This window comes from Nannocystis sp., from assembly GCF_016714285.1.
GTDB lineage: Bacteria > Myxococcota_A > Polyangia > Nannocystales > Nannocystaceae > Nannocystis.
This window is the reverse complement of the sequence record NZ_JADJNN010000004.1, coordinates 185,153-209,716: the sequence shown is the minus strand read 5'-3', so window position 1 is coordinate 209,716 and position 24,564 is coordinate 185,153. Positions and strand designations below refer to the sequence as shown.

At 73.2% G+C, this 24,564-nt stretch carries 20 protein-coding genes and 1 pseudogene; 13 read left to right on the top strand and 8 right to left on the bottom strand.

Features of this window, described 5'->3' with window-relative positions; genetic code table 11:
- The first annotated feature begins 56 nt into the window (after nt 1-56).
- Nucleotides 57-929 carry a radical SAM protein gene (locus IPJ59_RS11830; protein WP_293255918.1) on the top strand — a complete coding sequence of 291 codons (873 nt, stop codon included), beginning with the start codon at nt 57-59 and terminating at the stop codon, nt 927-929.
- A gap of 26 nt (nt 930-955) precedes the next feature.
- Here IPJ59_RS11830 and IPJ59_RS11825 read toward each other — a convergent pair whose 3' ends face one another.
- Entirely contained in the window at nt 956-1,405 is a 450-nt protein-coding gene (locus tag IPJ59_RS11825) for a hypothetical protein (protein WP_293255921.1), read from the bottom strand.
- Nucleotides 1,406-1,607: 202 nt separating this feature from the next.
- Here IPJ59_RS11825 and IPJ59_RS11820 point away from each other — a divergent pair, with 202 nt between their 5' ends.
- Nucleotides 1,608-2,768, top strand: a complete 1,161-nt coding sequence (locus tag IPJ59_RS11820) for a DUF4215 domain-containing protein (RefSeq protein ID WP_293271604.1) — start codon at nt 1,608-1,610, stop codon at nt 2,766-2,768.
- Between the two features lie 135 nt (nt 2,769-2,903).
- On the opposite strand, the gene IPJ59_RS11815 is transcribed toward IPJ59_RS11820, so the two are convergent.
- From IPJ59_RS11815 to IPJ59_RS11805, 3 genes are all read right to left on the bottom strand, one after another.
- Nucleotides 2,904-4,694 (bottom strand): glycoside hydrolase family 44 protein, encoded by a 1,791-nt coding sequence (locus tag IPJ59_RS11815; RefSeq protein ID WP_293271602.1) that lies wholly within the window; start codon nt 4,692-4,694, stop codon nt 2,904-2,906.
- 137 nt (nt 4,695-4,831) lie between these two features.
- Complete coding sequence (locus tag IPJ59_RS11810; protein ID WP_293271600.1) at nt 4,832-6,862, bottom strand: coiled-coil domain-containing protein; 2,031 nt, start codon at nt 6,860-6,862, stop codon at nt 4,832-4,834.
- A 10-nt stretch (nt 6,863-6,872) separates the two neighbouring features.
- Nucleotides 6,873-8,366, bottom strand: coding sequence for a hypothetical protein (locus IPJ59_RS11805; RefSeq protein ID WP_293271597.1), 1,494 nt, complete (start codon nt 8,364-8,366; stop codon nt 6,873-6,875).
- 68 nt (nt 8,367-8,434) lie between these two features.
- Between IPJ59_RS11805 and IPJ59_RS11800 the strand changes: the two genes are divergently transcribed.
- Together IPJ59_RS11800 and mfd are read left to right on the top strand one after the other, a co-directional pair.
- Complete coding sequence (locus IPJ59_RS11800) at nt 8,435-9,421, top strand: hypothetical protein (protein WP_293271595.1); 987 nt, start codon at nt 8,435-8,437, stop codon at nt 9,419-9,421.
- Between the two features lie 354 nt (nt 9,422-9,775).
- Nucleotides 9,776-12,265, top strand: coding sequence for a transcription-repair coupling factor (gene mfd / locus IPJ59_RS11795; protein ID WP_293271593.1), 2,490 nt, complete (start codon nt 9,776-9,778; stop codon nt 12,263-12,265).
- A gap of 32 nt (nt 12,266-12,297) precedes the next feature.
- Here the strand turns inward: mfd and IPJ59_RS11790 are convergent, their stop codons facing one another.
- Complete coding sequence (locus IPJ59_RS11790) at nt 12,298-13,080, bottom strand: biliverdin-producing heme oxygenase (protein WP_293271591.1); 783 nt, start codon at nt 13,078-13,080, stop codon at nt 12,298-12,300.
- Entirely contained in the window at nt 13,077-13,733 is a 657-nt protein-coding gene (locus IPJ59_RS11785) for a V4R domain-containing protein (protein ID WP_293255942.1), read from the bottom strand. Before IPJ59_RS11785 ends, IPJ59_RS11790 begins: the two co-directional genes overlap by 4 nt.
- A 132-nt stretch (nt 13,734-13,865) precedes the next feature.
- Here IPJ59_RS11785 and IPJ59_RS11780 point away from each other — a divergent pair, with 132 nt between their 5' ends.
- The 7 genes from IPJ59_RS11780 (at nt 13,866) to IPJ59_RS11750 (ending at nt 20,032) form a co-directional block, all read left to right on the top strand.
- Nucleotides 13,866-14,348 carry a 2Fe-2S iron-sulfur cluster-binding protein gene (locus IPJ59_RS11780; RefSeq protein WP_293271589.1) on the top strand — a complete coding sequence of 161 codons (483 nt, stop codon included), beginning with the start codon at nt 13,866-13,868 and terminating at the stop codon, nt 14,346-14,348.
- A 271-nt stretch (nt 14,349-14,619) separates the two neighbouring features.
- Nucleotides 14,620-15,294, top strand: a complete 675-nt coding sequence (locus IPJ59_RS11775) for a hypothetical protein (protein ID WP_293271587.1) — start codon at nt 14,620-14,622, stop codon at nt 15,292-15,294.
- 19 nt (nt 15,295-15,313) lie between these two features.
- Nucleotides 15,314-15,802: a globin family protein gene (locus IPJ59_RS11770; RefSeq protein WP_293271585.1), complete on the top strand. Its 489-nt coding sequence runs from the start codon at nt 15,314-15,316 to the stop codon at nt 15,800-15,802.
- Nucleotides 15,799-16,443 (top strand): hypothetical protein, encoded by a 645-nt coding sequence (locus IPJ59_RS11765; protein ID WP_293271583.1) that lies wholly within the window; start codon nt 15,799-15,801, stop codon nt 16,441-16,443. Before IPJ59_RS11770 ends, IPJ59_RS11765 begins: the two co-directional genes overlap by 4 nt.
- A 10-nt stretch (nt 16,444-16,453) precedes the next feature.
- Nucleotides 16,454-17,941, top strand: coding sequence for a serine/threonine-protein kinase (locus IPJ59_RS11760; protein WP_293271581.1), 1,488 nt, complete (start codon nt 16,454-16,456; stop codon nt 17,939-17,941).
- Entirely contained in the window at nt 17,934-19,322 is a 1,389-nt protein-coding gene (locus IPJ59_RS11755) for a protein kinase family protein (protein ID WP_293271579.1), read from the top strand. Before IPJ59_RS11760 ends, IPJ59_RS11755 begins: the two co-directional genes overlap by 8 nt.
- Nucleotides 19,319-20,032: a hypothetical protein gene (locus tag IPJ59_RS11750; protein WP_293255966.1), complete on the top strand. Its 714-nt coding sequence runs from the start codon at nt 19,319-19,321 to the stop codon at nt 20,030-20,032. Before IPJ59_RS11755 ends, IPJ59_RS11750 begins: the two co-directional genes overlap by 4 nt.
- A 96-nt stretch (nt 20,033-20,128) precedes the next feature.
- Here the strand turns inward: IPJ59_RS11750 and IPJ59_RS11745 are convergent, their stop codons facing one another.
- Both IPJ59_RS11745 and IPJ59_RS11740 read right to left on the bottom strand, forming a co-directional pair.
- Nucleotides 20,129-20,968: a hypothetical protein gene (locus IPJ59_RS11745; RefSeq protein ID WP_293255968.1), complete on the bottom strand. Its 840-nt coding sequence runs from the start codon at nt 20,966-20,968 to the stop codon at nt 20,129-20,131.
- Complete coding sequence (locus IPJ59_RS11740) at nt 20,965-21,225, bottom strand: hypothetical protein (protein WP_293255971.1); 261 nt, start codon at nt 21,223-21,225, stop codon at nt 20,965-20,967. Before IPJ59_RS11740 ends, IPJ59_RS11745 begins: the two co-directional genes overlap by 4 nt.
- Nucleotides 21,226-21,438: 213 nt before the next feature.
- Here IPJ59_RS11740 and guaB point away from each other — a divergent pair.
- Nucleotides 21,439-22,895 (top strand): annotated as a pseudogene (gene guaB, locus IPJ59_RS37720) (IMP dehydrogenase).
- Between the two features lie 122 nt (nt 22,896-23,017).
- Nucleotides 23,018-24,562 (top strand): glutamine-hydrolyzing GMP synthase, encoded by a 1,545-nt coding sequence (gene guaA / locus IPJ59_RS11725; protein WP_293255976.1) that lies wholly within the window; start codon nt 23,018-23,020, stop codon nt 24,560-24,562.
- The last annotated feature ends 2 nt before the right edge of the window (nt 24,563-24,564 follow it).

The following is a 24,564-nucleotide window of genomic DNA, read 5'->3' as shown; positions in this document are numbered from 1 at the left end:
CGGCCGTCCCGGCGAAATGGGCGCGTAGAATCGCCGGGACGCTGTTTGCGCCGTCTATGCGCTACGAAGGCAAGGTCTATCGCCCGCCGTCCGAGAGCGACGCGTACATCCTCCAGGCCACGATCGGCTGCTCCTGGAACCGCTGCACCTACTGCGACATGTATCGCGACAAGGTCTACCGCGAGCGCGAGCTGGCGGACGTGCTCGAGGACCTGCGCACGGCGGTGGCGATCGCGGGGCAGCGCCTCGACAAGCTGTTCGTCGCCGACGGCGACGCGCTCGGGATGGCCACCGAGTCGTGGCTGGCGATCCTCGACGCGGCGCGCGCGGGGCTGCCGAAGCTGCGTCGGGTGTCGTGCTACGCGACCGCGAGCAACTTGCTGAAGAAGTCGCCGGAGGAGCTGGCGACGCTGCGCGAGCGCGGCCTGACGCGGCTCTACATCGGCCCCGAGTCGGGCGATGACGCGACGCTCAAGCGCATCGCGAAGGGGGCGAGCCACGCGGAGCACGTCGAAGCTGCCCGGCGCGCGCACGCGGCCGGGATGGAGCTGAGCATGATCGTGCTGCTGGGGATCGCCGGCACGGCGCGGGCGCAGGAGCACGCGGCGGCGACCGCCGATCTGATCACCGAGATGGACCCGGAGTACTTCGCGGCGCTGACGACCACGGTGGTCCCGGGGACGCCGCTGTATCGCCTGCAGAGCACGGGGCGCTACGTGCTGCCGGGGGTCGACGGGATGCTGGCGGAGCTGCGCACGATCGTCGACCGGGCCCGCCCGAGCGACGCGGTGTTCCGCACCAACCACGCGTCGAATTACCTGCCGCTGGCTGGTCGGCTGCCGCAGGACCGCGAGCGCATCGTCGAGACGATCGACGGGGCGCTGGCCGGGCAGGTGCTGCTGCGGCCCGAGTGGGCGCGCGGGCTGTGAGCTTGCGGCTGGCCTCGCGGGACAGGTCAAGCGCCGGGGCGCGGGGCGATCGCGGGGGCGTCGTCGGGTCCAGCTAGCGGCCTGTCCTTGAAGACAGATCGATCGCGGATCAGGGCGCGGGCGCCGGTGAGGGCGGCCAGGGCGGCGCCGATCAGCAGGCCCGGGAGGCCGACCCACAGGACAGTGACGGTGGCGACGACGCTGCCGAGGGTGAGGCAGGTGAGCAGGCGCGAGCGCAGGCCGCGGGGGTCGTGGCGCGCGAGGCGATGGAGCACGAAGGCGCAGAGGGCGATCGCCGGGACGCCGAGGGCGATGCCGCAGAGCAGGCCCATCAGGAGGCCCCAGCCGGCGACGGCGAACGCGGCTCCGCTGGCGAGCAGCGTCGCCAGGTAGGCGTCGCCCAGGAGCGGGTGGTCGAGGCGGCGGACGAGGTAGGGGTCGCGGACCGGCGTGTCGCTCGTGTACACGAGCGACACGCGGGCGACGAGGGGGTCGGGCGTGCGCGGGCGCCGGGACGGGGGACCCGTGCGAGCACGTTGCCTGTGGGATTGGATCGAGTGCGACGGGTGATCGCCTGGCGCTGGAGGTCTCCTGACGAGGCGAGGGGGGGTTCGGGCTTGACGCTGCTGCGGGCGCGCGGCAAAAGGCGGGGTGATGCGGTCCAAGACGGTCCCGAGCGTGCGCGAGTCCCTCGTTTGTTGCGGCCTCATCGGCTTCATCGGCTTCATCGGCCTCATCGGGCTCGCGCTGGGCGGCTGCAGCTCCGGCGAGTACGAGGCCAGCCAGGGCTTCGGCGGGGGGCCCTTCGGCTACTCGGCGGACGACAGCGGGTCGGTTGCGACGGCGGGTGGGACGAGCGGGGCGCCGGACGAGCCGACGGGCGGGGGCGTCACGGGTAGCGGGGCGGCGACCGGCGAGGCGAGTGAGGGCAGCTCGGACAGCGGGCTCAGCGGGGGGAGCGAGCCGCCGCCGCCGCCGCCCGGGTGCGGGGATGGGGTCGTCGACATGGGCGAGGAGTGCGACGACGGGGACGTCGCCGACGACGACGCGTGCCGCAGCAACTGCACGCTGGCGGCCTGCGGGGACGGTGCGGTCAACGTCGGGGTCGAGGCATGTGACGACGGCAACCAGGTCGACGCGGACGGCTGCCGCAACAACTGTCAGGTGGCGAAGTGCGGCGACGGTGTGGTCCAGGTCGGGGTCGAGGGCTGCGACGACGGCAACCAGAACGACGCGGACGCGTGCAGCAACACCTGCCAGGCGGGCAGCTGCGGCGACGGCAAGGCGCAGCCGGGCGAGCAGTGCGACGACGGCAACGCCAACAATTTCGACGCGTGCCTGAACGCGTGCACGACGGCGAAGTGCGGCGACGGGGTGGTGTACGGCGGGGTCGAGCAGTGCGACACCAGCGGGGCGTCGCTGCAGTGCAACGCGAACTGCACGGTGTCGAAGTGCGGGGACGGGGTGGCGAACGCGGCGGCGGGCGAGGACTGTGACACCGGCGCGCAGTCGGCCAGCTGCGACGGCGACTGCACGAGCGTGAAGTGCGGTGACAAGAACGTGAACACGCAGGCGGGCGAGGAGTGCGACGACGGCAACGCGAACGGCGGCGACGGGTGCTCGTCGGGGTGCAAGAAGGAGGCGCAGGGGCCCAAGAAGTGCGACCAGGGCAACGATCCGGGGACGGGCTCGCCGTGGGTGGTGTGCACGGCGGACGCCAACACGGCGTGGATCTCGGCCAACTTCGAGGGCCAGTACCACCCGGTGAAGATCTGTCAGAACCTCGGCTACGCGACGGTCGGGCTGTGGGGCGGGACGGCGGGTTGGTGTGCGGGCTGAACCAGGGCAACACCAGCTGCACCAACCCGGGCAGATGGTGTTCACGCAGGGGCGTGGCAGGGCGCGGGCAACTGCGGGCAGGACGGGCTCGGGCCGATCGTGTGCAAGTGGGTGATGTGGACCTGCGTGAAGTGATCACTCGGCCGGGACCAGCACCGAGACGCTGCGCGCGGGCATGCTGTAGAGGAAGGCGTTGGTGGCGGCGAGCTCGGGGCCGGGGACGCTGGTGAGCTGCGGACCGGCGTCGCGCAGCTGCCAGACGGCGATGCTGCTGTAGTCGGCGTAGGCGGCGAGGGTGACGGCGGCGGTGAGCGGGCCTGCGGTCTTGTTGATGGCGACGATGACGGTGCGGCCGGGGTTCTGGGCGTCGTAGCTGGCGTAGACGGAGGTTGTTGCGGGGTCGCTGGTGAGGGCGGAGACGGAGGTGTCGCCGAAGTGGGCGCCGTTGTCGTCGTGGCTGGTGAACACGCGGAAGGCGGCGTCGATGTAGCTGACCTGGTCGGAGAGCTGCCAGTAGGCGGCGAGGGCGACGCCTTCGCGGCCGAAGATGCCGAGCACGTCGGCCTGGGCGATGGCGCCGGAGATGTGGCCGCCGCCGCCGTAGTTGTACTCGCTGAAGCCGATGCCGGTGCCGGGGTAGTGGGCGGCGATCTTGTCCTTGAGCCAGGGGATCAGGCGGATCGGGGCGTTCAGGACGTCGTTGGCGATCCAGGAGTCCTCCTGGAAGCTCGGGTCCCACAGCGAGCGTGGGGCCTGCATGCGGGCCTCGGCGGAGGCGTCGGAGTTGTCGTCGCCGGTGATGCGCTGGCCGTTGGCGTAGACCTCGCTGTACCAGTGGAGATCGAGGACGTCGATGAGGCGGAGGCCGGCGTCGCTGTCGGCCTGCTGCATGCGACCCAGGTAATACTCGATGGCGTCGCCCATCGCGTCGGGGGCGTCCTGCAGGTTCTGGTAGCCGGCGAAGCCGTAGGAGACGAAGCCCGCGATGGTGGCGTTGGGGGCGACGGCCTTGACGGCGGCCGCGAAGTCGCGGTTCTTGTCGGCGAGCTCGACGTAGCCGACGCCGTCCGGGTGGATCCGCGGGTGGGTGCCAGACCACAGGTCGGGTTCGTTGTCGATCGAGAACAGGATGTGCGCGTCGTCGCCGACGAAGGCGTCGGGGAAGCGGGACTTGAGGAAGGCGACGAACTCGTCCTGGTAGACCTTGTCGTCGTTGGCGTCGGGCGGGTCGCTGAAGGCGGCGCCCTTGGTGGCGATCGTCGGGTGGAAGCGGGTCTGCAGGTAGTTCGGGGTCTGGTTGACGTCGCCGCCGCCGTCCTTGTCGGCGGCGACGTGGCCGCAGACGGGGATCGTGAGCAGCATGTCGGCGCCGGCGTCGAGGGCGGTCTGGGTGGCCGCGCGCGCGACCTCGCCAGGGATGCTGCCGTCGACCATGAGCGCCGACTCGAGGAAGTCGTCGTTCTGATGCATGTAGTCGGAGCCGGCGTTGGAGGCGTTGTTCTCCCAGTTGTAGGCGGTCATGCGGTTGCCGCCCTGACGGATCATGCCGAGGCCGCGCTGGGCCTTGGCGAGGTCGTGCGGCTGGTTGGTGCCGTAGATCCGGGGGCTGATCGGGTGCACGTCGGTGTCGACGCGGATCGTGAAGTTGACGTCGCCGGGGCCGGGGTCGCCGGGCTCGATGACCTCGCCAGGGTCGACGCCGGTGGTGGCGGTGGGGTCGGTGGTCGCGGTGGGGTCGGTGGTGGTGCTGGGATCGGTGCTGGTCGGCGTGTCGCTCGTGGGGCCCGAGGGGTCGGTGGCGCTGCTGGGATCGCTGGTGGGACCGTCGCTGAGATCGCTGGTGGAGGTGCTGCTGTCACTCTCGCCGTCCTTGCAGGCCGGGAGGAGCAGCGCGACGATCACGGGGGAGAGCCAGCCAGTGCGCATGGCGGCAGGATATCGGATGCGGCCGCGGGGGTTCGCGCGCGGCGAGTGTGCTGCCCCGGGGGACGCTGGCCGCGCGCGCGGCCGCTCGATCGCTGTCAGCGGCGCGATCGCTGTCTCGTGCGCCGGCCTGATCGCTGTCAGCGGCGCGGCTGGATCATCTGGAAGTAGCGCTTGATGCGGCGGCGCTGCGGGGCGGGGACCGACTCGTTGTCGATGCTGCTCTGGGCGAAGCTCTTGTAGTCGGTGAAGACGTCGCGGTAGCTGGCGTTGGCGAAGCCCTCCTGGCTGGCGGTGCGGATGACCTCGGCCCGGGTGGTGCCCTGACCCTTGCGCGGGTTGACGCGCACGGCCTTGGTCTTGGCCTTGATGCCGGTGGGGTCGGCGAGCGGGTCCTGGCTGCCCTGGCCCATGCCGTCGCCCTGGCCCTGACCGTCGGCCTGGCTCTGGCCGGCGCTGTCGCCCTGGCCGTCGCCGTCGCCGTCGCCGTCGCCGTCGCCCTGACCGTCGCCGTCGCCGTCGCCCTGATCGTCGCCGCTATCCATCTCGATCGGCTCGCCGCTGTCGCCGATGTCGCCCTCGACGAGCATGGTCGGGCCCTTCTGCTTGTCGCCGCGCTTGCCCTTGGCGGCCTTGGCGAAGCGCTGCATCTGCTCGCGGCGCTTCTGGTCCTGCTTGTCGCCGTTGCCGGCGCGGCGCAGGAAGCTTTTGGCTTCCTCCATGTCGTCTCTCGCCTGGCCGAGGCGACGCGAGCGCTGGGCCTTGCGGGCGGTGTCGCTGGCGTCGCGGCGCAGCTTCTCGAGCGCTCGCTTCTGCTGCTCCTTGCCCTTGCTGCCGGACTTGGCGTCGTTGGCGTCGCGGCGCAGTTGATCGAGCTGGCGCTGGGCCTCCTTCTCCTTCTCGTGCTGACGGCGCAGCTGGTCGACGCGGTCTTGCTGCTTCTTGAGGCGGCGCTCCTGCTCCTCGGGGTCGGCGGCGGGCTGCTTCTGCTGCCGCTTGAGGCGGCGCTCGGCCTCGGCGAGCTGGGCGGCGGTGTCGGTGTTCTCGCCGGCGGCCTTGCCGAGGGCCTTCTCGGCGGCGGCCATGGCCCGCTCGAGCGACTGCATGTCGGCCTCGTTGCTGGCGGCGGCGTCTTCGGCGGCGGCGAGGGCCTGCTCGGCGCGGTCGGGTTCGCCGCGGGCGAGCGCCTCACCGGCCGGAGTGGTGATGGCCTCCTGCTCGAGCGCTTCGGCGAGCTCGCGCATGCCCTCGGCGAGGATCGCCGGGTCGGCGTCCTCGCTGGCCTCGAGCTCGGCCTCGGCCTGCGCGAGCTCCTGCTCGAGCTGCTCCAGGCGGGCGAAGGCGGCGGCGCGGTCGATCTCGCCGCGGGTGAAGGCGTCGAGCACCTCGAGCATGGCCTCGGCGATCTTGGCGGCGCTGTCCTGGCCGCCGACCAAGGTGCGAAGATCCTCGCGCAGGGGCTCGGCGAGGGCGCGGTCGGGGGCGGGGCGGAGCGCGACGGGGACGGCGGTGAGCGACGCGCCGGGGCCGTCGACGATAGCGATGACGGGCGCGGGCGCGGGCGGGACGAACATGGCCCCGAGGACAGCCAGGGCGCCGAGCCAGCCGAGCAGGAGGTCGCGCGCGCCGGGGCGGGGGAGCGGGACGACGGGGCGGGGGTCGAGGCCGGCGGCGGCGGCCTCGGCGTCGGCGCTGACGAGGGCGATGAGGTCCTGGCTGCGCGGGTCGGCGTCGGGCTTGGTGGTGGTGGTGGTGAGTTCGACGGCGCCGCCGAGGAGGTCGTGGAGGGCGTAGTGGTGGTCGAGGCGGCGGGCGGCGTGGCGGGCGTGGCGGGGGCGCAGCGCGGCCCACAGCAGCAGCAGCGGCGCGGGCAGCAGGCCGAGCCACGGGAGGTAGGCGAGGAAGGAGTCGGCGGCGTCAGGGCCGGCGAAGCGGCGCAGGCCGGCGATGGCGATGGCGGCGATCAGGAGGCCGAGCGGGAGGGCGACGCCGGTGAGCAGGCGGGTGGCCTCGGCGAGCCGCTCGCGCCGCTGCACGGCGCGCACGAGGCGGTGCACGGCGCGCAGGCGGGTCATGTCGGCTCCTGGCGCATGGGACATGTCGCGGGGGACAGGCTGGCCTGGCGCATGGGACATGTCGCGGGGGACAGGCTGGCCTGGCGCATGGGACATGTCCTCCGGGTCAGCTGGCGGCCCGGCCCGCGGTGGTGCCCGCGGGCGCGAGCTTGCTGGTGATGCGGGTGCCGGCGGGCTTGCCGGCGACGGTGAAGGCGGACCAGGCGTGGGTGGCGAGGGCGTCGCGGGTGGCGGCGTCGCGGACCTGGGCGGCGAACAGCAGCTGGTCGCCGCGGCGCTGGAGGATGAAGGCGTCGGGCATGGCCTTCTCGAGGTAGAGGCGGAAGGTGGTAGCGAACTCCTCGGCGTCGGCCTCGCTGTCCCAGGCGATCAGGCCGACGATCAGCGGGGCGGCGCCGAAGGGGTCGCGCTCGAGCGCGAGGTAGCGGTCGCCGCCCCAGCCGGCCGCGGCGGCGCGGGCGACCGGCGCGGGCTCGACGTCGGCGAGCATGGTGAGGAGGGATGCCTCGCCGAGGTTGTCCTGCCAGACGACGCGCTGGCCGGGCAGGTGGGCGGCGAGGGCGGCTGGGTCGGCGACGACGGCGACGGCGGCCTCGCGGGCGAGCAGCTTGTCGAGGTGGAGCATCTGCTCGGTGGTGGTGGGGAGGGTGGTGTAGAGGGCGTCGACGGCGGGCCAGCCCTGGGCGCGGACGAGGGCGGCGACGGTCATGGCGCCGTCGGCGTAGGGCAGCTGCAGCGAGCGGGCGAGCACGGGGTAGTCGACCAGGTCGGCGAGGTCGAGGGCCTGGTTGCCGGTGACGAGCATGACCTCGGGGCTGATGCTGGCGAGGCCGGCGGCGCCGCTGACCCAGGCGAGGTAGGCGGCCTGGGCGTCGCCCTCGACGAGGTAGGTGCGCGCGGCCTCGGCGTCGCTGTCGCCGCGGATCGGCTGCTGCAGGCGCTCGAGGCCGAAGTGCATGTCTTGCAGGCCGTGGGCGATCTCGTGGCCGACGACCATGTCGAGCTGGCCGTCGCTGACGTGGGTGCCGATGAAGAGGGTTTTCTTCTTGGGCTCGTAGAGGCCCATCACGCCGGTCTCGAGCATGTCGAGGAGGATGGCCTCGCCGTCGGAGCCGAGCGGCAGCACGCCCATCGCCGACTCGATGCGCGTGAACATCCGGATCTGCTCGCGGCTGTGGTGCTCGTACATCGCGGTCTTCGCGAAGTCGCGGATCTCGGCGCGCTGCATGACCTCGACCCCGACCTTGCCGGTCACGGGCAACGCGCGGGCTTTGGCCACGGCCTCCATGATCTTGCGGGTCTGCTCGGCGGCCCGGGCCTGGGCGAGGCCGGCCGGGGCGGGCGTCGCGGCGGTGGGGCTGGTGCCGGGGCTGTCGCCAGGGCTGTCGCTGGCCGGCGGCGTGGCGCCGGCGCAGGCGGTCAGGGAGAGCAACGAAGCCAGGGAGAGCAGCGAAGCCAGCGAGAGCGCGGCGCTCGTCCGCGAGAGTGAGGTGGTGGCGAGGGAGCGCGAGCCAGGCGCGGCCTCAGGGCGGCTCGTGCGGCGGTTGCGGTGGGCGTGTGCGGGCTCCCACTGGCTCGACTTGTCTCGCGGTCGCGTCACCGGCATAGGGTACCCCGCCGCGCGCGCAGACGGCTAGCCTGCTCGACCGCCCGCGTCCCCCCTCGCGCATGCGCAAGCCGCCTGTCAGTCATCACTCGTCGCGTGAACCTTCGTCGGGGCCAGGTGGGTCCGGCGGCATTGCCGGTGGGGTCGATGGGGCGGTCGGGCGGGTGCTGGCGGCGCTGCGCGAGGCCCGGCCGCTGCGGGTGGTCGGTGCGGTCGGCGGCTATCGCGGCTACTTGTTGGCGCAGGCGGCCCTCGATCCGCGCGCGGAGGGGCCGGTGTTCACGGTCGCGGCGGACGACGCGGCCGCGCGGGCGCTGGCGATCGACGCGACATTCTTCATGGGCGCGGGGCAGCGCGAGGTCGGTGTGGAGGGGCCGGTGCTGGTGGTGCCGGAGATCGACGTCTCGCCCTACGCCGACACCGGCGCCGACCCGCGGGCGGTGGCGCTGCGGCTGGCGGCGCTGCACCGCCTGGTCGACGCGCACAGCGATCCGCCGCGGCTGGTGGTGGCGAGCGTGCGCTCGCTGCTGCGGCGGGTGATCGCGCCGGCGGCCCTGCTCGGGCTGTGCACGAGGTGGTCGCGCGGGGACCTGATCGAGCGCGACGACGCGATCGCCACGCTCGAGCGGGCCGGCTATCTGCGCGTCGACGTGGTCGAGGACCCGGGCAGCTACGCGGTCCGCGGCGGGGTGATCGACGTGTATGTCGCGAGCCTGCGCTTCCCGGTGCGGATCGAGCTGGACGACGTGGAGATCGAGCGCATGCGGCCTGTTCGACCCGGACACGCAGCGCAGCCTGCGGCCGATCGATCACTGCCCGATCCACCCGGTGCGCGAGACGGTGGCGACGATCGCGGGGCCGCTGCGGCCGCGGGTGCTGGCGCTGGCCGACGCGATCGGGGCGCCGTCCAGCAAGAGCCGGCAGGTGATCGAGGACCTCGAGGGCGGGGTGTCGTTCTTCGGCCAGGAGGCCCTGACGCCGCTGTACCACGCGGGGATGGTGCCGCTGTGGGACTACCTGCCGGACGAGGCGCGCTGGTTCATCGATGAGCCGGAGGCGTTGACGGGGCTGGCCACGGAACAGCACGGCGAGTGGGTGGAGCAGCACGGGCGCCGCGTGGCCCAGCGCGACCTGGTGGCGGCGCCGGAGCAATTCTTCGTCGCGCCCGAGCTGATCGCTGAGCGCCTGCAGGCGGCGCCGGTGGTCGCGACCCGGCTGGCCTTCGCCGACGCGGGGGAGGGCGCGGACGAGGCTGGCTCTGGGGACAGGTCGGCTGGCTCCGGGGACAGGTCGGTTGGTTCGGGGGAGAGAGCGACTGGCCCGGGGACAGGTCGGATGGAGCTGTCCCGGGGGACAGGTCGGAGGACGCGGCGCGGCTGGGGATCCCCGGCGACCGGCCGATCGTGTGGCTCTCGCTCGAGCGGCACAAGGTGCTGCGCACGCAGCTGGAGGCGGCCCGGGCCGAGCGCGGGGGGGAGCTGCTGCGGCCGCTGGTCGAGCGCATCCGCGAGCTGTCGGCCCCGGCGGGCGGGACGGCGACGGCGAGCCTGGCCGCGCTGGCGCCGTGGACGGTGCTGCTGGTGGTGCCGGGGCAGACGCAGGTCGAGCGGCTGCGCGGGGTGCTGGCGGACTACGGGCTTTCGATCGCGGCGGTGCCGGCCGGCGAGGCGCCGGGGCTGCGCGCGCCGGAGGGCGGCGAGACGCGGCTGGAGATCGCGGTCGGCGAGCTCAGCGAGGGCTTCGCCAGCCCGGCCGACCGGGTGCTGGTGCTGGCCGAGGCCGACATCTTCGGCAAGGCGACGCGGCGGGCCCAGAGCCGGCGGCGCACGGGGCTGGCGAGCCTGTCGCAGCTGGGGGTCGGCGACTTCATCGTCCACGTGACCCACGGTGTCGGGCGTTACAACGGGCTCGTGCAGCTCGAGCTGCGCGGGGTGCCGGGGGATTACGTGCAGCTCGAGTACGCGGGCGGCGACAAGCTGTACCTGCCGGTCTATCGCCTGCATGAGATCGAGCGCTACGTGGCGGCGGAGGGCAAGCCGCCGAAGCTCGACCGGATGGGGGGCAGCACCTTCCTGGTCAAGGCCGGCAAGGTCAAGCAGGAGGTGCGGCAGATGGCGGAGGAGCTGCTGCAGATCTACGCCCAGCGCGAGTCGCAGCCGGGGGTCGCGTACCCGCTGCTGCGGGCCGAGATGGACGCCTTCGCGGACACCTTCCCTTTCGCCGAGACGGCCGACCAGGCGGAGGTGATCGCGGCGGTGCACGGCGACCTGTCGCGGGCGCGGCCGATGGACCGGCTGGTCTGCGGCGACGTCGGCTTCGGCAAGACCGAGGTGGCCCTGCGCGCGGCGTTCCGGGTGGCGATGGCGGGCAAGCAGGTGGCCGTGCTGGCGCCGACGACGGTGCTGGTGCAGCAGCACTTCCTCACCTTCAGCGACCGGATGGCGCCGTTCCCGATCAAGGTCGCGTGCCTCAACCGCTTCGCCAGCGATCGCCAGCAGAAGCAGATCGTGGAGGCGGTGCGCAGCGGGGCGGTCGACATCGTGATCGGCACGCACCGAATGCTCGGACGCGACGTGCGCTTCAAGGACCTCGGGCTGCTGGTGATCGACGAGGAGCAGCGCTTCGGGGTGGCGCAGAAGGAGCGCTTCAAGAAGTTCAAGGCGCAGGTCGACGTGCTGACCTTGTCGGCGACGCCGATCCCGCGGACCCTGCACATGTCGCTGCTGGGGCTGCGCGAGATCAGCATGATCCGCACCCCGCCGGTCGATCGCCTGGCGGTGCGCACGTACATCACGCGGATCAGCGACGCGGTGCTCGAGGAGGGGGTGACGCGCGAGCTGGCCCGCGGCGGGCAGGTGTTCTACGTGGTGCCGCGGATCCTCGGGATCGAGGAGCACGCCAACCGCATCCGCCAGCTGGTGCCGCACGCGCGGGTGCTGGTGGCCCACGGCCAGGTGCCGGACGAGCTGCTCGAGCGGACCATGGTCGACTTCGTGGAGCACCGGGCGGACGTGCTGGTGTCGACGGCGATCATCGAGAGCGGGCTCGACATCCCGCGCGCCAACACGATGTTCATCGCCCACGCGGAGCAGTTCGGGTTGGCCCAGATCTACCAGCTGCGCGGACGGGTCGGGCGCAGCCGACAGCGGGCGCACTGCTACTTGATGGTGCAGGCGCTCGAGCGGCTGTCGCCGGAGGCGCGGCGCCGGCTCGAGGCGGTGCAGCGGCACAGCGAGCTCGGCTCGGGCTTCGGGGTGGCGGTCCACGACCTCGAGATCCGCGGCGCGGGGGAATTGCTCGGGGGGCGCCAGAGCGGGCAGATCCAGGCGATCGGCTTCGACGCCTACGCGCGGATCTTGCACGAGGCGGTGGCCGAGCTGCGCGGCGAGCCGATCACCCGCGAGAGCGACCCGGAGATGGTGTTCGACGCGCCGGCGTACTTGCCCGAGACCTACGTGGCGGAGGTCGGGCAGCGCCTCGACTTCTATCGCCGGCTGTCGGCGGCGCGTGACCGCGACCAGGTGGAGGACGTGATCGCGGAGCTGGTCGACCGCTTCGGCGACCCGCCGCTCGAGGCGGAGCACCTCGGGCTGCTGATGGCGTGCAAGACCTACGGGCGGCGGCTCGGGGCGCTGGCGCTCGAGCTGCGCGGCGCGAAGCTGGGGGTCCGGCTCGGGCCGGAGACGCCGCTGCAGGCCGAGGTGGCGGCGCGGCTGTCGGCGCGCACCGGCGGGAAGTTTCGCCTCGAGGGCGGCGAGCGGGTGACGACGACGGTGCCCGAGCCGAATGGGCCGGACCGGCGCACGCAGCTGCGGGTGTGCCTGGCGGCGCTGGCCGAGCTGACGGCGCTGGCCGAGGCGCCGGCGGGGCGTACGGGGCGCAAGGCGGGCTGAGCGGGGGCTGTCCGCGGGGACAGGTTGGAGGCTCACTCGCTCGCGGCGAGGGCGGCGAAGACGGAGGCGGTGTCGGTGAAGGCGCGGCGGGCTTCGTCGACGATCGCTGCGGCGGTGGCGGCGTCGACGGGGAGGGCGTCGAGGCAGGCCCGCAGCTCGCGCTTGTAGGCGCCTGGGTCGGCGATCTCGGGGAAGTCGTAGAACTCGAGGCCGGGGCCCTCGGGGCCCGTGCCGAGGGTTCGCGCTGCGCCGCGGCGCAGGAGCTGGCCGCCCGAGAGGTCGCCCAGGTAGCGGGTGTAGGCGTGGGCGACGAGCAGGGCCGGGTGGTGGTCGGCGAGTGTGTGCAGGCGATCGGCGTAGGCGCGGGCGGCCGCGACGGGCGGCTGGGTGGCGGCGCCGAGGGTGGCGAGGTCGCGGGCGATCGCGGGGCGGCGCAGGAGCTCGGGGCGGGCGAGCGGGCCGACGATCGGGTGATCGGCGTGGCGGGCGAGGCTGGCCTCGAGGGCGGCGTAGATCGTCTCGAGGGCGCGCAGGTAGTCGAGGTAGGTCGCGCGGGCGAGCTGGCCGCGGATCAGCGCGTGCACGAAGGGGCCGCGCTCGGCGTCGCGGTGGGCGTCGCGGGTGCCCTCGCGCAGGGCGGTGGCCAGGCCCAGGGCGGTGTCATGGGTGGCCAGGTCGGTGGCCAGGTGGGTGACCGGGTGGGTGACCGGGTGGGTGGCCGGGTGGGTGACCGGGTGGGTGGCCCGCGGCATGGTGACCTGATGGGTGACGCGAGGAGCGATGGGCTCGGGCGTGCTGTGGACGGTGGGGGTCACAGGCGGGACATGACCTCGGTGGCGGTGGCGCCCTCGGCGACCCAGAACTGGGCGGCGTTGATGCGCTTGGACGAGCCGATGAGGAACTTGCAGTGGTCCTCGCCCATCGAATAGCACTGGATCTCGATGCCGCTGAGCTCGCGGCGGGCGAGGTGGCCGAACACGGCGGCGAACATGCCGGCGTAGTAGTGGCACACGACCTTGCCGACGTTGCCGATGCTGCGGGCGACGGCGGAGTCGAACAGGTCGATGAAGACGAGGCCCTCCTTGCGGTGCGAGAGGTCGTAGCGCCAGGCGCCCCAGCCGGCGGCCTGCAGCGGCCACCACCAGGTCTCGAGCATCATGCCGAACTTGGCGTCGCCGGGGCCGAAGCCGAACTCGGCGGTGAAGCGGGTCTCGAAGCCGGTGATGTCCTGGCGGCCCCACTCGAAGCCGCAGCGGTACATGATCTCACCCGCGGCGTCGCCGACCTCCTCCTCGAGCGCGACCTGGTAGCCGACGATGAAGTCCTCGCTGACGAGCATGGTGCGCTGGCCGAGGGCGTTGACGAGGCGGCCGGGGGCCTCGCGGCGGAGGAACTTGTGCGCCTCGTAATAATTGTGGAGCGTGGTGGAGGGCTGGTCTGCGTTGATGCTGACCTTCGGCAGGGTCATGGGGGCCTCGGCGACCAGCATATGGGCGAAGGTGAAGAATGCGGGGCGTGACCGTTCCGGCGTCAACGCACGATGCATGCCTGCGACGTCGCGCGCGTGCAGGGGCTGGGTGCTGGCAAGGTAATGGTCGCCATGAAGCGCGTAGCGATCGAGGGGTTGGTGGATCCGATCGACGTGCAGACCCACAAGCGTCTGCTCGATGTCCTGGTCGCCGCGGGCACGCCGGTGTTGATGGCGTGCGGGGGCAAGGGGCTGTGCGCGACCTGCCACGTGTATGTGCAGGCGGGCGCGGAGCACCTGTCGCCGCGGACGCCGCGCGAGCAGCTGGCGCTGCGCATGCTGAGCGACAAGCGGCCGAGCTCGCGGCTGGCCTGCCAGGCCAAGGTCTCGGGTGACGGCGTGATCGTGGGCTTGCCGGGCGGGCGCTACCTGACGGCGACGAAGGACCTCGAGAGCCTGGTCGGGCGGCGCGCGGAGGAGCGAGTGCTGCACCCGGTCGACGGTCGGGTCTTGATCGAGGCGGGGAAGATCATCACGCGCTCGCGGATTCGCGAGCTCTCGCAGGTCGACGTCGACCTCGCGGAGATGCGGACGCGTTCGCTGAGCATGGGCTGAGCGTCGGCGCCTGATTGCGGTCTCTGATTGGTGACTGATCGCGGTCTCTGATGGGTGACTGGTCGCGGTCGCTGATGGGTGACTGACAGGTGATCTGTGGGGTTGTTCTGTGGGGCTGATCTGTGGGCTGATCTGTGGGGCTGATCTGGGATCAGTATCTGGTCACTTGTACGGTCAACTGACCGGCGTAACGCGCGTGAGGCCAGGGAGAGCCGTCCACGGCAATTTGGCCGTCACGACGTGGACACGCTTGCTAGCTTGGCCGCCGATCATGCGCGTGTTTGCCTGGCTTGATGGACTCGTGCGCCGCTTCTCGGCGCTGCTCAGACGGCTGTTTGCGGACCGTCCGGCGGCGTTGCCAGCGGCGCGTGAGCTGTCCCGAGAGACAGCCACGGTCGCGGGGGGGCGGCCTGCCGCGGCGGTCGCCGTGCCCGAGCTGGCGATCATCGAGGAGGTCGAGGACGTGATGGCTTTGGCGGCGCCCGCGGTCGCGGCGCCCGCGGTCGCGGCGCCCGCGGTGGCGCCCGCGGTCGCGGTGGCGCCCGCGGTCGCGGTCCGGCCGGCGCCTGTGGCGGTGGTGCCCGAGGCGGTGGCAGCTGTGGCCCCGTCGGCGCCCGCGGCGGCACCCGTGACGGTGACGCCGGCGGCCCCGCGGACGCCCGCGGTGACGGTCGTTGCGCCGTCGGCGGCGGCCCGGGTCGAGGGCGCGAGTGGGCTGCTGGCCTCGCCGCTCGGGGAGAGCAGCGTGCGGCGTTTCTTTGGTCGGCTGGTGTCGGCGACGCCGGCGGGGCTGACGATCGACTTCACGCGCTGGCAGGCGGCGTCAGTGGAGCGCTTCTTCCTGGCGATCACCTCGCCGGGGTTGATCCGTCGCCGCGAGGCGCCGACCACCGGCATCGAGGCGCTGCGCCTGCCCAACGCCTTCGACGGCTTCGAGTGGGATTGAAAGGACTGGAGAGACCGCGATGAACCACGAGATCCAGGCGATGTTGACGGCGAGTGAGGGGCGTTACCCGACCCGGGCGGAGCAGGCGCTGCTGCGCGGCTGGGCCGAGCAGGTCGAGACGCGATTGGCCGCGCTCGAGGCGATCCGGGCGGCGGAGGAGGCGATCGTGGGGCAGACCCTCGACGAGGTGCTGGCCGCGTACCCGAACGTCGAGAAGTTCTACAAGGGCATCCGCACCAGCGGGGTCCGCGATCTCTCGCTGGTGCTCCGCTACTGCGCGCAGGCGCTGCTGCGGGACGACCTGCAGTACCTCGAGGACAGCCTGCTGACGTGGATGTCGACGATCCTGCGCGGGGTCGGGCTGGCGCCGCAGTTCATCGAGGACACCTACAAGGCGATGATGAAGGCGGCGGCGCGCGAGCTGCCGCCAGCGGTGAGCGAGCTGCTGCGGCCCTACCTCGAGCGCTGCGTGGCGGTGTTGCCGGGCAAGACCGAGGCGGCGACATGAACGAGCGGCGCAACCTCAACTACTTCACGAGCCCGGAGTTCGTGAAGCTGGACGTCAAGGCGGGGGTGATCCGCAGCCGCGGGGGCACGCGGATGATCGCCGTGAGCGACGACTTCCTGCGCGGCTTCGTGACCGCGTGTGAGCACGAGACGGGGCCGGCGGCGGCGCTGGTGCTGCGGCGCTGCGGCGAGTTCTTCGGGCGTCGGATGGCGCGCCGCTTCGAGGCGGAGCTCGGGCAGTACGCGGGGGTCTCGCTGCGCGACCGCAGCATGGCGGAGTTCGACCTGCTGGTCCGCGACCTGTGGCATGGCTGTGGGCTCGGGCGGCTGGAGGTCGACTGGGACCAGGGTCAGCACGGCTTCCTGGCGATCCGGCTGATCGACTCGCCGATGCAGGACATCGGGCCGAGCGGGCACGTCGGCGACGACATGTTCGCGGGGATCTTGTGCGGGTTCTTCTCGGGCTTTTGCGACGCCGAGATGCGCAGCGTGCAGACCGGCGACCTGCGCCTCGGGGACCGCGAGGGGACGACCTTCATCGTCGCCGCGACCGAGGTGGCGCGCCGGGTCGAGGGGATGCGGGCCAACAAGCAGGTGCACAGCGCGATCGTCAAGGCGCTCTCGGGCGCGCTGCCGACCTGAGGGGGCCGCGGTGGCCGAGCTGGAGGGCGACACGGTGCTCGGGCGCTACGTGCTGGGCGAGCGGCTGGCGGCGGGCTCGCTCGGCACCGTCGTCGCGGCGACCGACCCGCGCACGGGGCGGGCGGTGGCGGTCAAGTTCTTCGACGGGGCGAACGACAACTACGCGGCGTGGGTCGACGAGATGCGGCTGGCGCTGCGGCTCGTGCACCCGCACATCGTGCCCTGCCTCGACGTCGGCCACGACGCGGGCTTCGGGCTGTCGGTGCTGGTGTTTCCGCGGGCGATGGGCGGCTCGCTGCGGCGGGCGTTGGCCAGCGGGCGGCGCTTCACCGAGGAGGAAGTGCGAGGTCTGCTGCTCGCGATGGCGGCGGCGCTGGACCACGCGCACGCGCACGGGGTGGTCCACCGCGACGTGAAGCCGGAGAACATCCTGGCGTTGACGCAGGTGGGGGAGCCGCCGTGGGCGCTGACCGACTTCGGGGCGGGGCGCTTCCTGGCCCGCGGGGCGGCGCTGCGATCGCTGGCGGGCTCGCTGCCGTACATGGCGCCGGAGGTGGCGCTCGGGGTCGCGGACGCGGCGTCGGACCAGTACTCGCTCGGGGTGGTGGCGCTCGAGCTGCTGCTCGGGGCGCGGCCGGAGCTGGCGGGTCGCAGCGCGTTCCGGCTGCAGCCGGGCTGCGCGTCGGGGCTGATGGCGGTGGTCGCTCGCCTGCTCGACCCGGACCCGGGGCGGCGCTTCCCGGGCTGCGAGGCGCTGGTGCTGGCGCTGGCGGGGCTGCCGGGTGCCTTCGACGTCGGGCGCACGGCCGACGGCGCGATGCACCTGCTGGCGGGTGGCGAGGTGTTGCGAGTTTGTCGCGAGACGTCCCGGCTGGCGCCGGTGTGTCGGGTGACGCGGGGGCGTCGCTTCATCCACGAGGCCGACGAGGCGACGGCGATCGTGGCTTGCGATCGCCGCATCGTCGGACTCGACGGCCGCGCGACGACCTTGCTCGCGGTCGAGGACGATCTGCTGGGCTTCGTGGCCTCGCGTCGGCGCGGGGCGGCGTGGTTGCTCCGCGGCGAGCGGCTGGTCGTCAGCGATCTCGCGGGCGGACAGGCGGGGGCGCGGGTGCCCCTGCCCGACGAGTGGCGGCCGCTGCTCGGGCCGGACGCGCCGCTGACGGGGGTCACGCTGGATCACGAGGCCGCGCTGCTGGGGCTGCACGGGGCGCACACGCTGCTGCTGGTCGCGCGCGTGGGCGCGGGGGTGCGGGTGCAGGTGCTGCGCGCGCCAGCCCCGGTGTATGCGCTGGTGCGGCGCGACGAGGCGGCGCTGATCGTCTGCGGCGATGAGCGCGGGGCGGCGCTGCTGGGGCTCGTGGCGGACGGGCTGACGGTGATCGATCACGGGCCGCTGCCGGTCGACTGCTATGCGGTCACGCCAGGGCCGGGTCCGGCGCGGCTGCGGCGCTTGATCGTCGAGGATGCGGAGGATGGGGAGGCGGGCGATGGCTGAGCTCGAGTGGCTCCGTCGCAACCTCGTGGGGCCGGGCCTGCTGCCGGCGAGTCGGCTCGACGCGTGGCTCGTGGGGTGGACGCCGGAGCGGCCGCTGCTGCGGCACCTGGTCGAGCTCGGGGTGCTCGACGCGGCCGGGGTCGGGACGATCTCGGCCGCGATCAAGGGCTACCTGCGGATCGAGTCGGCGGCGCTGGTCGGGCTGTTTCGCGGGGTGGGCCTCGATGGGGCGGGGGAGCGGGCGGAGGTCTCGCGGGACCCGGCTGCGAGCGGTGGTGAGAGTCCGAGTGTCCGAAGGGACAGGCCGGCGGTGGCTGTCTCGGCGGACAGGCCGGCTGTCCCGGGGGACAGGCCAGCGGTGGCTGTCCCGGGGGACAGGCCGGATGTCCCGGGGGACAGGTCGGTGGTGGCTGTCCCGGGGGACATGTCGGCTGTCCCGGGGGACAGGTTGTCTGTGGCGGGGGACACCGACCGACCGGGCGTCGACACGGCGGAGGAGGAGAAGCAGGGCGGGGCGGACCGGTCTCAGCTCGGCCTGCGCTGGACGGGTTCGCCGGGCGCGAGCGCGGCGCACTCGTCGAGGGTGCGCGCGGCGGTCGACGCGGCGCTGTCGCCCTCGCCGGGGTTGCCGCCCCCGCCGGAGCGGCTGGCCGCGATGGGGCTGCCGGCGGCTGGTGAGAGCGTCGCCGGCTACCGTCTGCTCATGCGGCTGCGCGGCGGCGAGGTGACAGCGATGTACCGCGCGCTCGGCGGGGCGGGGCCGGTGCTGCTCAAGCTGCGCCGCGACGACGGTGAGCTCGCGGTCCAGGCGGCGGCCTACGCCCGGCTCGTGCACCCGGCGATCGTCCCGCTGGTGGCGAGCGGGGCGGCGCAGGGGCTGGCGTTCCTGGCGTTCGCGGATCTTGGCGGGGTCGGGCTCGAGGAGTTCGTCGCCGGGAGCGGGCCGCTGTCGACCCGCCGGGTCGCGCAGATCGGACTCGCGGCCGCGGAGGCGCTGGCGGCCGCGGCCGCGGCCGGGGTGCTGCACGGGGAGCTCGGGCTCGACCGGATCTTCGTGGCGCGGGCCGACGCCCGGGTGACGATCGTCGACTTCGCGGCGCCGACCGAGGCCGCGGGACGGGCCGTGCATCGCGCGCCGGAGCGGGCCCAGGGTGGCCCAGCGAGCGTCGCCGGGGACATGTTCAGCCTCGGGGTCGCGCTCTACACGGCGCTCACCGGTCGGCCGCCGCCGCCGCGGGTGGCGGAGTCGGGGCTCTCGAGTGAGCGCGGGCTGGCGTCGCTGATCGCCCGGCTGCTGCGGGCGCAGGCGGACAGCCGCCCGCGTGGCTGGGGCGAGGTCGTGGCGGCGCTGCGCGAGCAGGCGGGGGAGGGCAGGCGATGAGCGTGGCGATCGAGGCGGGGCTTTGCGAGGTGCTGGCGGCGACGCGGGCGTGGTCGGCGACGCTGGGGCTGCGACCGGCGCCGCTGCCCGGCGAGCTGGCGCGGATGGACGGCGAGCTGCGTGGGGCGCCGCTGCGGCTCGAGACGCGCCGCGAGCAGGGGGGACCGTTCGCGTCGCTGACCTGCGCGACGATCTGCGGGGCGGACGGCGGGCTGTGCAGCGTGACGGTGATCGGCATGCCGGCGGACGGCAGCGGGGGGCCGGTGCTCGGCGTCGATCTGATCGGGCTCGCCGGGGCGCTTAGCCTGGTCGCCGTCGACCTCGCGCCGATCGACGATCTGCGGTGGGAGGAGCGGGCGGCGGCGCCGCTGGTCGAGCTGCACGCGGCGATCGGGGACGGGGTGGTCGCGCGCCGGGTGCCGAGCTTCGCGCAGGGGGTGTTCTCGCCGCGGGCGCTGATCGTCGGGGCGCAGCGAGGCGCCGAGGCGCCGCTGCTCGCGGCGGTGCGGGACTTCATCGCCCGGCTGCCGGAGGTCTACGCGGAGGGGCCGATGTTGGCGCCGGCGCGTGCCGCCGCGGCGCGGGAGCGGGTGGCTGCGTGGTGCCGGGCCGAGCTCTGCAACCGCCGCGAGCACGACGCACTGGCCCGCATCTTCGGCGCCGGGCCGGCCGCGGCCTACCTCGAGCAGTTGTTCACGGCGCCGGGGTGAGCCCGCGGCGGCGAGCGAACGGTGGTCCAATGGAGGCCCGCGGAGGGCCACGGGGGGCAAGGAGGGCCACGGAGGGCAAGGAGAGGCCGCTGCAGATCAGCGGCGTCGCAGCGCGCGGAGCAGGGCCAGCTGGCTGCTCGCGGCGAGGGCGAGGGTGGCGTACGCGAGGCAGCCGAGCCACTTGGGCAGCTGGGTGCGCAGGCCGGTGACGACGAGGTCGGTCTGGGTGGTCGCGCCGGCGGCGACGAGCAGGATGTCGACGGCGAGGAACACCCCGGCGGCGGCGGCGATGAGGATGTAGGGGCGCGCCAGCAGGCCGCCGATCAGCGGGCGCACCAGCCACACGAGGTAGAGGCTGCCGGCGAAGGCGATGGCGTCGCACACGGTGCTGACGACGTTGGCGGTGGCGGAGATCCAGCCGGCCACGGTGGTGGGCAGGCCGCGCTCGGCGACCTCGAAGGTGTTGTAGGCGATCGTGGCGAGGGCGCCGACGGCGAGCACGCCGACGACGGCGGTGGCGCGCACGCGGTCGTCGCGGGTGCGCTCGGACAGCAGCTCGGAGCTGCCGAGCACGCGGCCGAAGGCCAGCATCGCGGCGACGAGGACGAAGTTGCCGCCGATGATGACGAGGTACGCGAGCGGGATGCCGCCGGGCTCGACGTGGAGGTAGCTGAGGAGCCGGACGATCGGGACGATGATCATCGAGACGAAGAACAGCGACCAGGGCAGGCGCGGCGGGTCGTCGCGGGCGAAGTGGAGGACGACGGCGCCGGTGACAGCGGCGGTGAAGACCTCGACGGCGCGCTGCCACAGCTCGCCGGCGCCGGGGCTGACCTGGAGGTCGAGGGCGATCCGACCGCCGACGGCGGCGACCAGGATCAGCAGGGCGACGGCGGGGCGCAGGCCGCTGCGGAGCACGAAGGATCCCTCGCTCATGACGGGTTGCCTCCGGCGTCGAGATCGGCGAGCACGCGGACGGTGACGTCGTTGCCGATGAGCGTGCGGAGCATCGGTCGCAGGGTGGCGTGCGCGACCGCCAGGTCGCCGGGGCCGAGCTGGTGGGTCTCCTTGCCGGCCTTCTTGCAGATCATCGCCAGGGCGCGCTTGGCGGTGTGCGGGCCGAGGAGCGGCGAAAGCACCTGAACGATGTGGTCGGCGAAGCTCGCCGCCACGATGGGCTTGATGACTGACACGCCAGACGGGCCCGCGGACCGGGCCCGATGTTATCTGATTCTGCGCCCACGAAGCTTCGCCGCGGGCAGTGGCCGTCGCGGACGCGGTGTGGGGCCGTTGCGCGGGCGAGGACCGGGGCCTGAGCTAACGCACGCGAACGCGCCGCGGCACGGCGCTGAGGCGAGACCGGCCGGCTTGTCGCGCGAACACGCGGCCTTGATACTCCCGCCGGCATGGCGACCGAGATCAAGGAAGCGCTGACCTTCGACGACGTGCTGCTGGTGCCGCGCTACAGCGAGGTGCTGCCGGGTCAGGTGGAGGTCGGCAGCCGGGTGTCGCGGGGGATCACGCTGAACATCCCGCTGCTGTCGGCGGCGATGGACACGGTGACCGAGGCGCAGACGGCGATCTGCATGGCCCGCCACGGCGGCATGGGCGTGATCCACAAGAACATGACGCCCGACCAGCAGGCCCAGGAGGTGCGGCGGGTCAAGAAGACCGAGAGCGGGATGGTGGTCGATCCGGTCACGATCACGCCGGAGCACACGCTGCGTCAGGCGCTCGCGGTGATGCACGCGTGCGGCTTCTCGGGGCTGCCGGTGGTGCGCGCGGGCAAGCCGGTCGGCATCTTGACGAGCCGCGACCTGCGCTTCGAGACCAACCTCGACCAGCTGGTCGGCGGGGTGATGACGCGCGATCCGATCACGGTGCCGCAGGGGATCGCGCTCGAGGAGGCGCGCCAGCTGTTGCACAAGCACCGCATCGAGAAGCTGCTGGTCGTCGACCCGGCTGGCGAGCTGCTCGGGCTCATCACGGTCAAGGACATCCTCAACGCGCAGTCGCACCCGCACGCGATCAAGGACAGCTCGGGGCGCCTGCGGGTCGGCGCGGCGGTCGGCGTCGGCGCGGACCTGCAGGCCCGGGTCGCGGCGCTGGTGGCCGAGCACGTCGACGTGATCAGGTCGACACGGCGCACGGGCACTCGAAGGGGGTGCTCGACGCGGTTCGGGCGCTGCGCGCAGAGTATCGCGACCTGCAGATCGTGGCCGGCAACATCGCCACCGCGGCCGGCTACGCGGCGCTGTGCGACGCGGGCGCGGACGGGGTCAAGCTGGGGATCGGCCCGGGGTCGATCTGCACCACGCGGGTGGTCGCGGGCGTGGGTGTGCCGCAGATCTCGGCGATCCTCGAGTGCGCCGCGGAGGCGCGCCGGCGCGGGGTGCCGATCATCGCGGACGGCGGGATCAAGTACTCGGGCGACGTGGTCAAGGCGCTCGCGGCGGGGGCCGACAGCGTGATGGTCGGCTCGCTGTTCGCGGGGACCGACGAGGCGCCCGGCGAGCTCGTGCTCTACCAGGGGCGCAGCTACAAGGTCTACCGCGGCATGGGCTCGCTCGGGGCGATGAAGGCGGGCAGCAAGGACCGCTACTTTCAGGGCGGGGTCAGCGACGAGCGCAAGCTGGTGCCGGAGGGCATCGAGGGGCGCGTGCCCTACCGCGGGCCGCTCGCAGATTCGCTGTACCAGATGGTCGGCGGGCTGCGCTCGGGCATGGGCTACTGCGGGGCGCGCACGATCGCAGAGCTGCAGGCCAACGCGGAGCTGCGGCGCATCACCAGCCAGGGGCTGCGCGAGAGCCACGTGCACGACGTGATCATCACCAAAGAGGCGCCGAACTACCGTGTGGAGTGAGGCGCGTGGAGTGAGGCGCGTCGAGTGAGGCGCGTCGAGTGAGGCGCGTCGAGTGAGGCGCGTCGAGTAGCGTGTGGAGTGAGGCGTCGCGCAGGCGCGTGCAGTCGGCCCCCGGAGGATTCATGGCCCATCAGACCCTCATCGTTCTCGACTTCGGATCTCAGGTCACCCAGCTCATCGCCCGTCGGGTGCGCGAGCTCGGGGTGTTCGCGGAGATCTTGCCGTATCACACGCCGGTGGCGCAGCTGGCCGCTCGCGACCCGCGGGCGATCATCCTGAGCGGGGGGCCGTCGTCGCTGTACGACGAGGGGGCGCCGCAGCTCGACCCGGCGGTGCTGCAGCTCGGGGTGCCGGTGCTCGGCATCTGCTACGGGCTGTACCTGCTGGTGGCCGGACTCGGCGGCGAGGTGGTCGCGGCGAAGGAGCGCGAGTACGGGGCGGCGCAGCTGCAGGTCGAGCTCGCGGAGGGTCCGCTGGCACGCTTCGCGGCGGGCGCGTCGCTGCGGGTGTGGATGTCGCACGGGGACCGGGTGGCCGCGCTGCCGCCGGGCTTTCGCGCGGTGGGGCGGTCGGCGAACTGCGAATTCGCGGCGGTGTGGCACCCGCAGCGCAATTTGTGGGGCGTGCAGTTTCACCCCGAGGTGACGCACAGCGAGGGCGGAGAGGCGGTCCTGGCGGCGTTCCTGGCGGCCGCTGGCTTCCGCGGCGACTGGAGCACCGCGGCGTTCATCGACGAGGCGGTCGCCAAGATCCGGGCCCGCGTCGGGGAGACCGGGACGGTGCTGTGCGGGCTGTCGGGCGGGGTCGACTCGTCGGTGGCGGCGCTGCTGGTCGAGCGGGCGATCGGGCCGCGCCTGCACTGCATCTTCGTCGACAACGGGCTGCTGCGGAAGGCCGAGCGGGCGGAGGTCGAGCGCCTGTTCGCGGGGCGCCTGGCCCAGCCGCTGGTCACGGTGGACGCGAGTCAGCGGTTTTATCGCGAGCTCGCGGGGGTGATCGACCCGGAGCTAAAGCGCAAGCGGATCGGCGCCGCCTTCATCGACGTGTTCGAGGCCGAGGCGCAGCGGCTCGGCGGGGCCGACTTCCTGGTCCAGGGCACGCTGTATCCGGACGTGATCGAGTCGGTGAACCTGCGCGGGGCGTCGGTCACGATCAAGACGCATCACAACGTCGGCGGGCTGCCCGAGCGCATGCGCATGGGGGTGGTCGAGCCGCTGCGCGAGCTGTTCAAGGACGAGGTGCGGCGGCTCGGCGCGGAGCTCGGGCTGCCGGAGGACATGGTGTGGCGCCACCCCTTCCCGGGCCCGGGCCTGGCGGTGCGGGTGCTCGGCGAGGTGACGCAGGTGCGCTGCGACCTGCTGCGCGAGGCCGACGCGATCGTGATCGAGGAGGTGCGCCGGGCCGGGCTCTACCGCGAGCTGTGGCAGGTGTTCGGCGTGCTGCTGCCGGTCCAGAGCGTCGGCGTGATGGGCGACGGCCGCACCTACGAGAACGCGCTGGCGATCCGCGCGGTGACCAGCACCGACGCGATGACGGCCGACTGGGCGCGCCTGCCCTACGAGCTGCTCGACGTGATGAGCCGTCGCATCATCAACGAGGTCCGCGGGATCAACCGCGTGTGTTACGACATCAGCAGCAAGCCGCCGGCGACGATCGAGTGGGAGTAGCG